At 37.4% G+C, this 15,192-nt stretch carries 15 protein-coding genes and 1 pseudogene; 13 read left to right on the top strand and 3 right to left on the bottom strand.

Going from position 1 to position 15,192, the window contains the following annotated elements; translation table 11 throughout:
* The first annotated feature begins 4 nt into the window (after positions 1 to 4).
* On the top strand, positions 5 to 415 hold the full coding sequence (spx, locus tag C1A05_RS00710) for a transcriptional regulator Spx (RefSeq protein WP_102026255.1): 411 nt from the start codon (positions 5 to 7) through the stop codon (positions 413 to 415).
* 4 nt (positions 416 to 419) lie between these two features.
* Here spx and C1A05_RS17825 read toward each other — a convergent pair.
* Positions 420 to 650 (bottom strand): annotated as a pseudogene (locus C1A05_RS17825) (thioredoxin family protein); the annotation flags it as partial.
* A gap of 338 nt (positions 651 to 988) precedes the next feature.
* On the opposite strand from C1A05_RS17825, the gene C1A05_RS00715 reads away from it, so the two are divergent.
* The 9 genes from C1A05_RS00715 (at position 989) to C1A05_RS00755 (ending at position 10,285) form a co-directional block, all read left to right on the top strand.
* Positions 989 to 1,456: a DUF2243 domain-containing protein gene (locus C1A05_RS00715; RefSeq protein ID WP_306373168.1), complete on the top strand. Its 468-nt coding sequence runs from the start codon at positions 989 to 991 to the stop codon at positions 1,454 to 1,456.
* A gap of 12 nt (positions 1,457 to 1,468) precedes the next feature.
* Entirely contained in the window at positions 1,469 to 1,921 is a 453-nt protein-coding gene (locus tag C1A05_RS00720; RefSeq protein WP_102026256.1) for a hypothetical protein, read from the top strand.
* A gap of 222 nt (positions 1,922 to 2,143) precedes the next feature.
* Entirely contained in the window at positions 2,144 to 3,685 is a 1,542-nt protein-coding gene (locus C1A05_RS00725) for an alpha/beta fold hydrolase (protein WP_102026257.1), read from the top strand.
* Between the two features lie 169 nt (positions 3,686 to 3,854).
* Entirely contained in the window at positions 3,855 to 4,010 is a 156-nt protein-coding gene (locus tag C1A05_RS00730) for an anti-repressor SinI family protein (RefSeq protein ID WP_102026258.1), read from the top strand.
* Positions 4,011 to 4,224: 214 nt separating this feature from the next.
* Entirely contained in the window at positions 4,225 to 5,526 is a 1,302-nt protein-coding gene (locus tag C1A05_RS00735) for a homoserine dehydrogenase (RefSeq protein WP_102026259.1), read from the top strand.
* 162 nt (positions 5,527 to 5,688) lie between these two features.
* Positions 5,689 to 6,375 carry a response regulator transcription factor gene (locus C1A05_RS00740; protein ID WP_102026260.1) on the top strand — a complete coding sequence of 229 codons (687 nt, stop codon included), beginning with the start codon at positions 5,689 to 5,691 and terminating at the stop codon, positions 6,373 to 6,375.
* Positions 6,353 to 7,792, top strand: a complete 1,440-nt coding sequence (locus C1A05_RS00745) for a HAMP domain-containing sensor histidine kinase (RefSeq protein ID WP_102026261.1) — start codon at positions 6,353 to 6,355, stop codon at positions 7,790 to 7,792. The genes C1A05_RS00740 and C1A05_RS00745 overlap by 23 nt, the downstream gene beginning before the upstream one ends.
* 396 nt (positions 7,793 to 8,188) lie before the next feature.
* Complete coding sequence (locus C1A05_RS00750; RefSeq protein ID WP_102026262.1) at positions 8,189 to 9,382, top strand: S1C family serine protease; 1,194 nt, start codon at positions 8,189 to 8,191, stop codon at positions 9,380 to 9,382.
* Between the two features lie 18 nt (positions 9,383 to 9,400).
* On the top strand, positions 9,401 to 10,285 hold the full coding sequence (locus tag C1A05_RS00755) for a peptidylprolyl isomerase (protein ID WP_102026263.1): 885 nt from the start codon (positions 9,401 to 9,403) through the stop codon (positions 10,283 to 10,285).
* A gap of 77 nt (positions 10,286 to 10,362) precedes the next feature.
* Here C1A05_RS00755 and C1A05_RS00760 read toward each other — a convergent pair whose 3' ends face one another.
* Complete coding sequence (locus C1A05_RS00760) at positions 10,363 to 11,535, bottom strand: MFS transporter (protein WP_102026264.1); 1,173 nt, start codon at positions 11,533 to 11,535, stop codon at positions 10,363 to 10,365.
* Positions 11,536 to 11,687: 152 nt separating this feature from the next.
* Between C1A05_RS00760 and C1A05_RS00765 the strand changes: the two genes are divergently transcribed.
* The 3 genes from C1A05_RS00765 (at position 11,688) to C1A05_RS00775 (ending at position 14,335) form a co-directional block, all read left to right on the top strand.
* The gene (locus tag C1A05_RS00765) at positions 11,688 to 12,311 is read left to right on the top strand and encodes an NUDIX hydrolase (protein ID WP_102026265.1); all 624 of its coding nucleotides are present in this window, start codon (positions 11,688 to 11,690) and stop codon (positions 12,309 to 12,311) included.
* 233 nt (positions 12,312 to 12,544) lie between these two features.
* Entirely contained in the window at positions 12,545 to 13,837 is a 1,293-nt protein-coding gene (gene brnQ, locus C1A05_RS00770; protein WP_102026266.1) for a branched-chain amino acid transport system II carrier protein, read from the top strand.
* Between the two features lie 141 nt (positions 13,838 to 13,978).
* Positions 13,979 to 14,335: a TFIIB-type zinc ribbon-containing protein gene (locus tag C1A05_RS00775; RefSeq protein WP_102026267.1), complete on the top strand. Its 357-nt coding sequence runs from the start codon at positions 13,979 to 13,981 to the stop codon at positions 14,333 to 14,335.
* 183 nt (positions 14,336 to 14,518) lie between these two features.
* Here the strand turns inward: C1A05_RS00775 and C1A05_RS00780 are convergent, their stop codons facing one another.
* The gene (locus C1A05_RS00780) at positions 14,519 to 15,076 is read right to left on the bottom strand and encodes a DUF4256 domain-containing protein (protein WP_200816454.1); all 558 of its coding nucleotides are present in this window, start codon (positions 15,074 to 15,076) and stop codon (positions 14,519 to 14,521) included.
* Positions 15,077 to 15,192 lie beyond the last annotated feature (116 nt).

Consider the following 15,192-nt stretch of genomic DNA (forward strand, 5'->3'; position numbering starts at 1 on the left):
TTATATGAAAGTCACGTTATTTGGTTCACCTTCATTATCAACGAGGAAAGCGAAAGAATGGTTAAGAAATCATGAGATTGCATTTGTAGAAAGAGATATTAAAAAGTATCCAATCACTGCGAATGAATTGCAAAACATTTTGCGATTAACGGAATACGGAACCGATGAAATAATTGCTACTAGATCAAAAATATATAAAGAACTAGCTATTGACTTTGACTCTTTATCCCTAAATGAACTACTACAATTATTTCAGCAGTATCCAGGATTGTTAAGAAATCCAATTATCATTGATGAGAAGCGAATTCAGATTGGATTTAATGAAGATGATATTCGCCAGTTTCTACCTAGAAAAACAAGAGAATATATTTGGTCAAAATGGAAGATGGAGAACCTTTTATTAGCAGACGGGTAAATGGTTAGGAAGGATTACCAAATACCCCGTCATAAATTCTTTGTACTTTTTCTTCGAATTTATCCATATGAACAAAACGAGCCTCACGAAAGGCTTCTTTCCCATGGACAAATAAAATTAATGCTGGAACCGTAAAAATAGACAAAGAGCCCGTAATTTCTTTTAATACAGCAGCGTTCACTTGAGCACATTCTATTTTAGGAAACTTACTTAAAACCTCCTCAACCTGAGGAAGTAATGCATGACAAACCGATCAAGCGTTTGTGTAGAAATACAAAAAGCTAACGTCTTCGTCATGTATGAATGTATCTACTTGTGTAATGGAGTTTATTTCCTTCATCCTTATCACCATCCTTGTGAACAGATTTACTGTTCCTTATACTGTCCATTTTTCTTTTTCATTATAAATAACTTTTGGAACGAGGCCAAAGGAGCGTATACACCCCTATTATTATTTTGGGGGTGTTTTTGTGTTTTAAAAATAAGGAGTTCACTTAGGTCTATGAAACTATGTATATCTTATTCGAATTTGGAAATAATAGGGTATAAAAATAGTTTGGAGGAGCAGGTCATTTGGTTGCAAAAACGAAAAAAAGAATGATAACGATTGGTAGCTTTGTTTTAGGATTTGGGTTTATGGGTGCAATGGACGGTATTATTTTTCATCAATTATTGCAATGGCATAGTGTCGTAATGCAAACAGACCGGGCGGGGCAGATTGCGAGTGATGGTGTTTTTCACTTTGCTGTTACGATAACACTTGTAGTTGGGGGTATATTATTATGGCTAGCTGGTAATCCGAAAGATTTAACAAGTGGGGTGCGAAAGTTAATAGGAGGGTTTTTACTAGGTATGGGCGTTTTCAATCTAGTAGAAGGGATTATAAATCATCATCTTCTCCAAATACATCGGGTAAAGCCTGGTGATGCGAATGCGCTCCTTTATGATCTCGCCTTTTTAGCTCTTGGTCTCGTACTTGTTATAGTTGGTCAGCTTATTAATCGAAGTAGTAATCGTGAAAATATTACGTTTCGTGCATAAGGGGTCTAGGGAATGTATCGGTTAATAAGCTTTGTTGTTATCTTTACATTTGTTGTAGTGTTACTCTATTTTCACAATCAAAATAGTCACTTTACTGCCTCCAATCATGTAGACCATCATAATGAAAATATCATTGAAATACCGCTGACTTATAAAGATGTACCTTTCATAACTGGGGAAGTGAAGCAAGATTTTTCAGGAGAATGGTTTCTCTATATTCAACCGTCTCATTTTACCTTTGCACCCAATAAGGTTGGTTTAGAGAACGTGAACTATCATGAAGGTCATGCTCACTTATATATTGATGGAGTTAAAATTAACCGTATCTATGATCAATATTATAATATTGGTAGATTAGATGAGGGACATCATGAAATTAAGGTCACACTAAATGGCAATAATCATGGGGTATTCGTATATAATGGAGAGCCAATATCTTATACAGAAACCATTATAGTTCAATAAAAATGGAAGCTAGTTCTTAAATTAAAGGAACTAGCTTTCTTGCTGTCTAGGACACTTACTGCTAGCAATAGGTAAATAGAAGCGTGTAAGTTCGTCTAATTATGTAACATTTTGACGAATGCTACCGCAATGCAGGAGTTTTTTCGTGCTTTAAAGAAATACATTTTATATTAGTCGTATGAATATGTATGATACAGAGTGATTTTGGAGGGAGGTGGATTAATGTCTTGGCTCTCAAGGGATGACGTTCGGTTATATTATGAAGTAATCCAGTCCGACAATGAAAATGCGAAAGATACCCTTGTGCTTATCAATGGAATCGGTCTCGATGTACATTCGTGGGACCTCATTTTGCCCTATTTATTGAAGCAATACCATATACTCCGCTATGATCTGCGTGGACATGGGAAAAGTGAAGCGGGAGAGAAGGTTCGAACGATTGATTTATTAAGTGACGATTTAGTCGCGCTTTTATCACACTTACATTTAACCTCCTATCATATTATAGGTCAAGGAATTGGTGGATTGATAGGTATTAAAGTAGCGTCGTTACATTTAAAAGGTTGCCGTTCTTTAGTATTAATGGGCGTTCCCATCCAATATCCAGAGGAGCTCGGAAAACCGATTATAGAAAAACGAAAAGAGATGGTAAAGGGACATGATTCAATGTATTTAGCGGGTCATGACATTGCTAAAGCGTCCATTTATCGACCTACTCCTAAAAAGTTAAATCTACTGCTGAATGCCTATAAAAAAATATCACCTAAAGTGTACTTTGAACTTTTTCATACAGGTTTTGGTGAAGCAGCATCGAGAGATATGCAAAAAATAACTATGCCAATCCTTTTATTGTGTGGTTCAGAGGATGAAATTTTTCCACCAGAAGTAACAAGCGCAATTCTCAATTTTAATTCCACTGCAAAATTTTACACAGTACCAAATGCATCCTTTATGATTCAACTCGACCAGCCTAAGCTTGTAGCGAACTGGATATTTGGTTTTTTTCAGAAAAATGCAGAGAACAGTCAATCCTTTCTCGAACGTGGCAATTATAAAAAGGACTTAACGAGCCACATGTATTCGCAAATACGGGGACTGCTTCAACGTCAAGAACAAGAAAATAAAATACTCGTGAATCGCATTCAAGTGAATGTATTAAATGGGTTTACTGTAACGGTTAATGGTAGCCGCGTATTAGAGGGCTGGGGAAAACGAAAGTCGAAGCAGCTTTTTACCTATTTAATTTTGCAGCAAACGGTATTGAGAGATGAGCTTTGTGATGTATTCTGGCCGGATATTGAATTAGAAAGTGCAAGAAATAGCTTAAGGGTCGCTCTTCACTATTTAAAAAAACAAGTTGAACATTTTCAGATGGACAATACTGACCCAATCATTGGAACAGATCGAGAACATGTGTTTATAAATGGTAATGTTCAATCGGATTTGCTTGCCCATTTAGAAAGTGTTAAGCGTGCTTTTCAAATAGAGGAGCAGCAAAAGAAGAAAGAAGCATATATTCAAGTTTTAATGGATGCAACGGATACTGCAATCCCAGGCTTTTATGAAGACTGGTTTTTAAGGCTAAGAAATAAAATAGAGAAGGATTGGGCTGTAATGGCGGTGTTTCTATCAGACATTTTTCTTGTGGAAAAGGATTTTGAGAAGGCTCTTTACTATGCTCAGCTAGCCATGAGGTTTCATGATGATGAGGGGAAAATACAAAAGCAAATTGAACAAATTAAAAAATTCGAAAATATAAGTTAAATCTCCCTGAAACAGCTCCCCGGTAATGATGCTGTAATGCACCATTTGGTATGATTTCTCTAGAGATGATGTTAAGCCTAAAGCGAGAAGTGCAAGTAGAATGGTGGAATGGAGATTGGTGTTAACAACATAGCTAAAGAACGTTAACATCTATTTAGGGGAGGTAGTTATGCACGGGGGAAAGCTTGATTTGGAGTGGGTGGAACTAATAATAGAAGCCAAGGATTTAGGAATCAGCCTAGAGGAGATCGAATCATTTTTGTTAGAAACAAAGACAAAGAGAGAAACAGAAAAGAAAAAGTACGATTTTATTGAAAGTAAGTAGAAATCAGTTTGTTGCTGGTTTCTTTTTTTATTTTCTAATTTGAGACAAGCGGATGTCACCTTCCACATTTTCTTAAATCACTTAAAATTTTGAAAAAACCATTGAATTGGATTTAGGAAATCTTTATAATGTCCATTATAAGTAAACAAATGTGTTTCTTAAACGGACTGGATGAAGTGGACATAATTTGTTTTGGAGAGAGGATGAATGATAGTTGGGTAAGAAAAGGGTTAGAGTAGGCTTAATGGGAATGGGTACAGTTGGAACAGGAGTGTATCGTTTGATTCAAGGACACCAAGAAGATTTATTGCACCAAACCGGGGTGGAAATCGAAATCGCGAAGATATTAGTTCAAAACAAAGAGAAAAAACGTACCATTGACATTAACTCTGACTTACTGACGGCTGATCCATATGTTGTATTACACGACCCATCTATTGATGTCATTGTGGAGGTTATGGGTGGAGTCGATGAAACTAAAGAATATGTGCTTCATGCCCTTCAGCATGGGAAGCATGTCATAACAGCAAATAAGGATTTAATGGCATTGAATGGCGAGGAATTACTCAATGAAGCCGTAAAAAATGGCTGTGATTTATTTTATGAAGCAAGTGTTGCAGGAGGAATTCCAATCTTACGGGCGCTAGTAGAAGGTTTCTCTTCGGATCGCATTACAAAAATGATTGGGATTGTAAATGGAACTTCTAATTATATTTTAACGAAAATGAGTCAAGATGGAGCGTCTTATGAAGACGCTCTCCAGGAGGCACAGCGTCTAGGCTATGCAGAGTCCGATCCAACTGCTGATGTGGGTGGCTTGGATGCAGCTCGGAAAATGTCCATATTAAGTACACTTGGATTTCATGTTGGCATGAATTTGGATGACGTGACATGCAAAGGAATGGAAAATGTAACGATTGAGGATATAAAATATGCAGAAAAACTAGGATACCGAATTAAACTAATCGGTATTGCCAAAAAGGATAATGACCTTATTGAAGTGAGTGTGGAGCCTGCAATGGTGAAACAGTCCCATCCTCTTGCATCAGTAAATGGCGTATTTAATGCCGTATATGTATATGGTGAAGCGGTAGGAGAAACGATGTTTTATGGACCAGGAGCTGGAGAATTACCGACTGCTAATGCAGTCGTTTCGGACTTAGTGACAGTAGTAAAAAATATGAAGCTTGGGGTTAATGGCCGAGGAATGGTTGCTCCTTACAATGAAAAAAGATTAAAATCCAATGATCAAATTTTTGCTAAGTACTTTATGAGATTAGTCGTCCATGATGAAAGTGGTGTGCTAGCAAAAATTACAAAGCTATTAGCAGAGCACAATGTAAGCATTGAGCAAGTTATCCAAAAGCCACATCAATCAATCCATAAAGCAGAGCTTGTTATTGTAACACATGTCTCATCGAAGAGCGGAATCAATTATGTGTTACAGGAGTTAGAAGGTTTAGAGCATGTGGATGAAATAAAGAGCTTTTACCGAGTCGAAGGTAATGGAGAGTAACTTGAGAAAAGAGTGCAATGTAACTGCGCTCTTTTTTGTTTGGATAAAGAAATATTACACCCAGCTTTAGCACTTATGTGGAGATTCTTGACATCTTGCTGACATCTTTTCATGATATAGTTAAGCAAACAAACTCTGTAAATGATTTTGGGGATGATTCATTTGAATACTATTTTAATTGTTGAAGATGAGTTTCCAATAAGCCAAGTAATAAAAGCCTATTTAAAAAAGGCAAACTTTGGGGTTGTCCAAGTATTTACGGGCATGGAAGCACTAGAAACGTTTCGTGAAGTGAATCCAGACCTTGTGTTACTTGATGTCATGTTGCCAGGTAAAAGCGGCTGGGATATATTAAAGGAAATTCGTAAAGAGAGTACTTGTCCCATCATTATGCTAACTGCTCTTGGGGACATTAACTATAAATTAGAAGGGCTAAATAGTGGAGCAGACGATTACATTCCAAAACCTTTCGAAGGAGACGAGGTAGTTGCTAGAGTAAAAGCAGTTCTCCGGAGGTCAACGAAACAAAATGATTCTGTTAAGCGCTATGGTAAGCTTGAGGTGGACCTTCAAGCGCATCGTGTGTTTCTAGACGGTGTGGAAGTCATGTTTACACCAAGAGACCTATCTTTACTGATGTTTTTAGTAGAAAATCCAAATATAACATTTACGCGAGAACAGCTCATTGATCATGTTTGGGGCTATGATTATGAAGGTAGTGATCGAGCTGTTGATTTATCCATTAAACGTATTCGCAAAGCATTAAAGGAATGGCCAGTTTCGGAAGGTGAAATTCGGACTTTGCGGGGATTGGGGTATCAATTAAGTGTCTATAAAAACGAAACGTAACAGTATTTCCCTACAACGGTATTGGACAACACGCTATGTACTTACACTAATAATAGGGTTAATCATCGTAACGATTGTATCAGCGATTTGGATAAGACATAATACCTTAACAAGTCGTTTAAGCATTATGGAATTTATCGCAGAGGAAACAGCAAATCGATTTTTAAATGTAAGCGATGAAGAAGTGACACCTAATGAGGATGTAAAAAACTTTCTAACGAACAGAGGGCAATTTACGTACAAGGATAGTAATCCATATATTTATATCACGACAACAGACGGAACGATACTATCTAGTAATAAACCAAGGAGCCCCATGCAATACCAATTGCACCCATCCATCTTAGCAAGTGATAAAGATGTTCTGCAGTTAAAGATTGAAAATAGTGAAGAGCTCAATGGGAATTATTATGTTATTAAAAAGCCAATAGAATACGAATCTTACTTGTTGGGGTGGGTTGCTGTTTTTGAAACTGAAGAAAATTTAACGAAAGTTAACCAAGAATATCGGCAGCTGTTTATTATGATTATTAGCCTCGCCATTTTAGGATGGGCAGCCATTTACTTCGTATCCAAAAAATTATCAAAGCCGATAAAAGAAGTAGCCCGCGCCTCTCGACAAGTACAGGCAGGGGATTATAATATTCAATTGTCCGATAATGGAAAGATAGAAGAGGTTCACGATTTGGTGTATTCCTTTAAGGGAATGTCGAATCAGCTCCAGCAATTGGAAAACCTCCGAACCGAGCTATTAGCAGGTGTAACCCATGAATTAAAGACACCCGTTACGTCTATTAGCGGACTATTACAAGCTGTTAACGATGGCATTGTGAGTGGAGATGAAGCAAAGGAATTCCTGCAAATATCTTTAAAAGAAACAACAAAAATGCGGAAAATGGTCGAGGATTTACTAGCCTTTAATGCCTTTGCCGCAAATGCAGTCCCTTTATCGACTAATGTATATTCTATAAATAAATTAATTAAAGATTTTATCCATCAATGGGAAATTACCAGTCAAGACCAAAGTGTTATAATCCATACTACTTACTTAACGGCTGAGCAGTATGTAAAAGTAGATTCCATTCGATTGCAGCAAATCATTACAAATCTTCTAAACAATGCACAACAAGCAGTAGAAGAAAACGGCACGATTGAGGTTGTAATAGGGAAAGATGTGAACAATGTAACGATTGATATAAAAGATAATGGCATTGGAATACCAAAAGAGGAGCAGTCCTTTATTTTTGAACGTTTTTATAGAGGAGAAAGGAAGAAGTACAAAGTAGGTGGACTCGGTCTAGGATTACCATTTAGCAAAATGATCGCCCAATCGATGAATGGAAATCTGGAGCTTCTCGATAGTTCTCCGTCTGGTACCACATTCAGAATTACCTTGCCGATTGTCAGGGGAAATTAAGAAACATATCTAAACAAAAATCCAAATCAGGTACAACATTCTACTGTGAGAGGTTGTATGGGTTTGGATTTTTTGTTTTATTAGGATGCTTTAGCTATTAAAAAAGAGTAATATTTTTTTTCAAAAGATGACTACTAGCTCGAAAAATTCACTTCGCGAACCTTAGGGTAGCTGCTAAGCCTCCTTAAGCTAACGCGAGGCTGCAGCATTGTGTGCATGCACTCCTCACCAATTATAGGAGCGAGAACAGGGAAATCAATTCACTAATGTAAGTATATGTTGCATAAGCATACTAAACTTTTTTCAATCTGACATTTTCCTGACATATAGACGCTTTATAGTTAGTTATGTGAACAAGAGAAGATCACAGCTAAACCAAAGAGCGAGGTGGTTTAATTGGAACAAGAGGAAACAAAATTTAAAGAAAAAGAGAAAAAACGTTCAAAAGGAATACTAACTGCACTTTCAGCTGGTGTTTTAGGTTCTGCCCTTACACTAACCATTGCCCCGCAATTAGACGTATTTGAATCGGAATCGGGTGTAGTAGACCGCCAAACAGAGGTAGCTACGAATGAAGAGAAAGCAAACTCAGCTGTTTCTGTACAACCATTATCTACATCAAATACTACGAATTCCGTTGCTGATATAGTAGAGCAAACTTCAGAAGCAATCGTTGGTGTAGTGAATATTACGGAACAATCAAGTCCATTTAGTAGATCAATAGAGGAAATGGAGAATGGTACAGGATCTGGGGTTATTTACAAGGTAACAGATGATGCGGCTTATATTGTAACGAACCATCACGTAATTGAAGGGGCTTCGGAGATACAGGTTTCCTTATATGATGGAAAAGTGGAAAATGCCAAGCTTGTTGGTACAGATGCGTTAACAGATATTGCAGTATTAAAAATGGAGGGTAGCTATGATGTGACGCCGATTCCTTTTGGGGACTCGGACGGACTCCGAGCGGGTGAACAGGTCATTGCGATTGGTAATCCTTTAGGACTAGATTTATCTAGAACGGTAACGCAAGGGATTGTAAGTGCGACAAATCGTACTATAACATCTTCTACTACAGCTGGTGAGTGGGAGGTAGAAGTTATCCAAACAGATGCAGCTATTAATCCTGGTAATAGTGGTGGTGCCTTAATCAATACTTCTGGTCAGCTAGTAGGTATTAACAGTATGAAGATTGCAAATGCAGGAGTAGAAGGATTGGGATTTGCCATTCCTATAAATGACGTAAAAGGATTAGTGGAAGAGCTGGAGAAAAATGGCCAAGTATTGCGTCCGTATTTAGGAGTTGGTTTAGCAAGCTTAACGGAAATTCACCCATTTTACTTACAAAATTATGAAGGTGAATATGGTGCAATGGTCGTTTCCATAGATGAAAACTCACAAGCCTATGAATCTGGACTTCGTGTTGAGGATATTATCGTTTCTATAGACGGAAATAAGATTGAGGAATCCGATGACTTGCGAAAGTATTTATATACAGAAACAGCGATTGGAGACACCGTAACCATTCAATATTATCGGGACAATCAATTAAAGACTACGAAAGTTACATTAGCAAGCAATGAAAACTAATTATTAAAGGAGTTTCAAATGGAAAAGAAATCGAATCGAAAATTATTATATGGCTTGCTCTTAACTGCAAGCATTATCTTAATCGTAATAGCGGTTCTTACTTTAGGTAATAAAGAATATGTGGCGAAAGTGGGAAACGAAAAAATAAGTGAAGAGGAATTAAATGATGTACTTACCTCTCAATATGGTGCAAGTGTGTTGGATTCGTTAATATCCAATAGCATTATTAATCAAGAAATTGAAAAGCAAGGAATTGAAGTTTCTCAAGAAGAAGTAGATAAGGAAATCGAGGAGTATAAAGAATATTACGGTGGAGAAGAATCCTTCTTATCTGTACTGGAATCTAGTGGTGTCGATTACAATACGTTTGAAAAAGATATAAAGACCTATCTTGCAACGAATAAAATATTAGAAAAGCGTATCGAGGTAACAGAAGAAGAAATAAAGAAGTACTTCGAGGAGAATAAAGAAAGCTTTAATCAGCAGGAGGAAGTTAAGGCAAGTCATATTTTAGTTGAGGATGAAGCAACCGCAAATGAGGTATTAAATAAGCTGAATGCAGGCGAAGACTTTGCTACTTTGGCAAGTGAATATTCCATTGATGAATCGAATAGTGAATCTGGAGGAGACCTAGGCTACTTCGGAAAAGGGGAAATGGCGGAAGCATTTGAAGAAGCGGCATTTGCTATGGAAATCGGAGATATAAGTGAGCCGGTAGAGACAGAGCACGGCTTCCACATTATAAAATTAGCTGACAAAGTAGCAGCAAAAGAAGCAGAATATGAGGATGCAAAAGAAGAGATAAAGCAACTATTGACCGACTCGAAAATAAACGAAGAATATGCAGTATGGTTTGAAGAAGTATCGGCCAATTATGAAATTGAAAATAAACTAGAATCCTAAAAAATAAGATAGCGTCTCAAGAAGTGATCCGATAGAACGGTAAAAGAGGCTAGGACATCATGTCCTTAGCCTCTTCTTTATTCTAAGCTTAACGCTGTCTGTTTTGAGTCAATCCCGACATAAAACCGATATAAAAGGAGCGCGATTAGCGATAGTAAAATTCCTGAAATATATGGAAGCCCAATGGATATGGAGTACAATATCCCCCCTAATGGTGGACCAATTACTCTCCCTAAAGAATCCATAGAGGAAAGTAACCCCGTTGTGTTGCCGTGACCAGTATCGGATTTTTTAGTTAATAAGGAAGAGACACTCGGTCGTATAACCCCATTGCCTATTCCGAATACAGATAAAAAGATTGCAGCAGTAACAAAGTTATCTACAAACAATATAAGGAAAAACCCAATAGCAGAAACAAAGATCCCCATTTGGATAACCGGGCCTTCTCCGAATTTCTTGGTTAACCTTCCGACTAGACCACCTTGAACGAGTGCTCCTGCAAATCCCATAATCATAAAAATGTATCCTAATTCTAAAGTACCTAATCCGGCCGTTTTAGCAGCAAAGTAAGCGAAAGTTGCCTCCAAACCAGATAAAGATAGGGAGACAAACAATTGAAGAACGTACAATACGGATAAGGGTCCTTTAAAGGATTGCCAACGAGAAGCCTTTTGTTGACTTTTTTCTTTTTGCCCTAAGGATAACGATTCTTTTAAGAATAACAACACGAAAATAGTCGTAACAAGAGATGAGATTCCGGCTATATAAAAGGGTGTGCTTAAGCTGCCTTTTGAAAAAATCCCTCCAATAGCTGGGCCGAATACAAAACCTAATCCTACTGCAGCGCCAATGATTCCCATTCCTTTACCACGGTCCTCTTCCGATGTGATATCAGCTACATAGGCCATAGCAGTAGGCATGTTTGCGGAGGATAAAAATCCACCAAAGATTCTTGCTGCAAACAACATCCAAAGAGAATTTGCAAAGGCCATTAGGAAGAAGGAAAGGGATAAACCTAATATTCCAATCGTAATAACAGGTTTTCGACCAATTCGATCGGAGATTCTTCCCCACATTGGCGCGAAGATTAGTTGCATGATGGAATAAACGGCCATTAATAATCCAAGTTCCGTAGGGCTTGCACCTAGCTCTTCTGCATAGAAAGGTAAGACTGGTATAATAATGCCAAACCCAATCATGACAAAAAACATAACTGCAAATAATAGTGGTAACGCTCTCTTTGTCTTCAAATAGGTTCACTCCGGATTTTTCAATTTCTACTTTTACATTAATCATAAAGTAATTAATAAGGAAATGCGAATCAAAATCCATTTTGTCAATTTTTCGAAAAAAAAGCGTTGCTCTGATATAGTAGGAATAACAATAAAATTGAGGTGGGAATATGGATTCAGGGTTAATTCTAAGGAAGTTACAAAATCATCATCCATTCATCTTAGGCCATGAACATTTTTTAAAGTCTTCTGTTTTACTTCCTCTAATAGAAAAGAACGGCGAAGTCCATGTTTTATTTGAAGTTCGATCGCAGCAGTTAAGAAGACAGCCTGGCGAAATTTGTTTTCCTGGTGGGAGAATCGAATCGCAGGACGCTTCAGAAATGGATGCGGCAATTCGAGAAACGACGGAGGAATTAGGAATTGGCTATGATCACATTTCAAATGTCTATCCAATCGACTATATGGTTACCCCTTTTGGGATGATTGTTTATCCATATGTAGGGTGGATAAGAGATGAAGCGCTTATTAAGCCAAACACAGCAGAAGTTGATCACGTATTTACCGTGCCATTGTCCTTTTTTATGAACCATAAGCCAGACATATATAAAGTAAATGTGCGTGTGCAGCCGGAAGAAGATTTTCCATTTGAACTTATTCAAGGGGGCAAAGACTATAATTGGCGTACAAGTAAGGTTGAGGAACACTTTTATTTGTATGAGGATAAAGTCATTTGGGGACTCACTGCTCGGATACTCATGCATTTTATTAACTTATTAAAAAAAGAAGAATAGCACACCTAGGTTTGATAGCAGTTGTCGCAATAATATTGGTACATGAACGGAGTTAGTATACAACACAGGCTGCAAGTTACAGACAACTTGCAGCCTATTTCTATTCAATACCACAATTTTTTGGCAAGTTTAACTAGTTTAAAAATAATTTTGCAATCTAGCAAATGGTCTTGTATATTTGGATAGGGTAATTATAACGATATTTTGATAATGAAAACAGAGGAATTTTAAGTATGAATGATTTGCGATCACAACGAGATACTTGGACGTTTGGTTTTTTTATGTTCGCGCTCTTTTTGGGTGCAGGAAATATTATCTTTCCTCCTACGCTTGGTCAGCAGGCGGGAGATTCCCTTTGGTTGGCGATTTTTGGCTTTCTACTTACCGGAGTAGGATTACCTGTTCTGGCAGTAATTGCTATTTCTATTAGTGGAAGTTTAGATGAAATTTCTAGAAAAGCACATCCTGCTTTTGCAGTTTTGTTTCCTTTTATCGTTTACTTAACAATTGGTCCCTTTTTTGGAATTCCACGAACAGCTACTGTTGCCTATGAAATTGGCATTGTTCCATTTCTGTCGGTAGATGGGGCTACTAGTTTGTTTTGGACAACGCTTTTGTTTTTTGCCTTAACCTTTATCCTTTCCTTAAATCCAACGAAACTAGTGAATCGAATTGGAAAAATAATGACTCCGCTGCTACTATTACTAATTATCATTATAGCAATTCGAGTCTTTATTTCTCCAATCGGATCAATTGAAAAACCGATTGATAAATATGCACATAATACAATGATTAGTGGCGTTTTAGAAGGCTACCTTACTATGGATGCTATTGCTGCACTTGTTTTTGGAATGGTTGTCATTAATCGCATAACGGAAAAAGGCATAACGAAAGCTTCCGATATAAAAGCTTTTACGATTCGTGCTGGAATTGTAGCAGGAATTGGCTTGTCTTTTGTTTATATAACGTTAGCCTTTATCGGTGCTACAAGTGTCAATGTAATCGGTATGCAACAAAATGGTGGAACAATCCTTTCTATGGTCGTAGAAAACATCTTCGGCATATATGGCACAATGATTTTAGCCCTTGTAATTGCATTAGCTTGTTTAACGACGTCCGTAGGCTTGGTTTCTGCATGTGGTGAGTATTTATCCAAAACGTTTAAAAAGCTACCGTATATCGTCGTTATTGCTATAATATGCTTATTTAGTTTTACAATGGCAAACTTAGGATTGAATCAACTCATTTCATTTTCATTACCAGTTCTTTATGCGATATATCCAATAGCCATTGTCCTAATTCTTTTATCTATTGTAAATGCAAAGTGGAACATAACGAACTCTATCTACCTTGGTGCTGTTATCGGTGCAGGAGCGGTTAGCATACTCGATGGTTTGAAAACGGCGGGATTTTCATTAGGTCTAGTGGAAGGATTGCTACAGGCACTCCCGTTTTATGCGAATGGCATGGGGTGGATTTTCCCGAGTTTTATACTTGGACTGTTCGGTGCCTTCTACAAAAAATAACTAACAGAGTAGATAAATGTGGTGGCTATATTGGTTCGATAACCTTATAGCCTTTTTTGCGTTCAATTTAGTAAGATATAACTGTAAATCATGGTACAATAGAGGAAATAAATCCCTTGTAGGTAAGGAGCGATGTGTATCATGCTATGTCCTGTTTGTGACAATGTACGGATGAAGGAAATTGAAAAAGAAAATGTGTTAATTGACATCTGTCCAAATTGTAAAGGAGTTTGGCTAGACCGGGGCGAATTAGAGAAAATAACGCAAGGATTACGAGAAGAACAGTCCTATTATATGGAATCCAATAAGGTAGAAGATTCCTATAAGCGAGAGTATAAGGAGCCTAAATTCGAGGATACCGATCGTAAACACGATATCTATGACAAATATGATCGCTATCGCAAACATGATAGCTATAAAAAGTATGATAAGTATGGTCACCCATATAAACATAAAAAGAAAAAGTCTATGATTGATATATTGAGTGATTTTTTATAAAAATTCGAAGCGTAAATTTTTTAAACCGAAAATGGAAGCGTATTTTCCATTTTCGGCTTGTTTTCGTTTAGTTCGGATTACGAGGGCATTAAAGCATATTTTACAGCGGAAATAGCCATATTCTTTTTTAAATAAAAAGTCTCTCCTCTCCCTCAGTTCGTGATAATCAAAACGGTAGTAACGTTAAACCCTTAACGACCCTCGAAAGCCTCTTGCACCGTAGTAAGAATCTGCACCATTGTGATAGACAAAGACATGACCGTAACGGCGGTCACAAAATAGAGCGCCACCTCGTCCTCTAATATCGGTAGGTGTGTGCACCCAACTGGATGTTTTCAAATCAAATTCATCCAGCTTTTGTAGCTCTCGATATTGTTCCTCAGTTAACATTTCAATGCCCATGTCAGTAGCCATATCCATCGCACTGTTTTCTGGTTTATGCTTTTTTCTCGCTTCTAATGCTTCTCGGTCATAGCAAATACTTCTGCGACCTTTTGGGCTTTCCTTTGAACAATCATAAAAAATGTATTCGTCCTTTTCTTTATCATATGCAACAACATCTGGTTCTCCTTCTGTTGCTTCCATCTCATGAAGTGACCAAAGCTTTTCCGGATTTGCTTCTAGCTTTGCTTCGATATGTATCCACTCCAACTCACTGTGACGATGCATATTTTTTTCAAACCGTTCCTTCAACACTTGGAGTAATTCTCCTTTTTGCTCTAGTGACAATTCCTTCGCCATGCTTTTGCCTCCTTTAATTATTCATCCTTGCTTTCAGTATATCAAAATTTGGTTATTACTAAATCCCTTTCAAGAAATAGGTTTCTTTTAACTAGACGTTATGTATAGAATTCTTT

The organism is Salirhabdus sp. Marseille-P4669 (assembly GCF_900240405.1).
GTDB lineage: Bacteria > Bacillota > Bacilli > Bacillales > Alkalibacillaceae > OEQK01.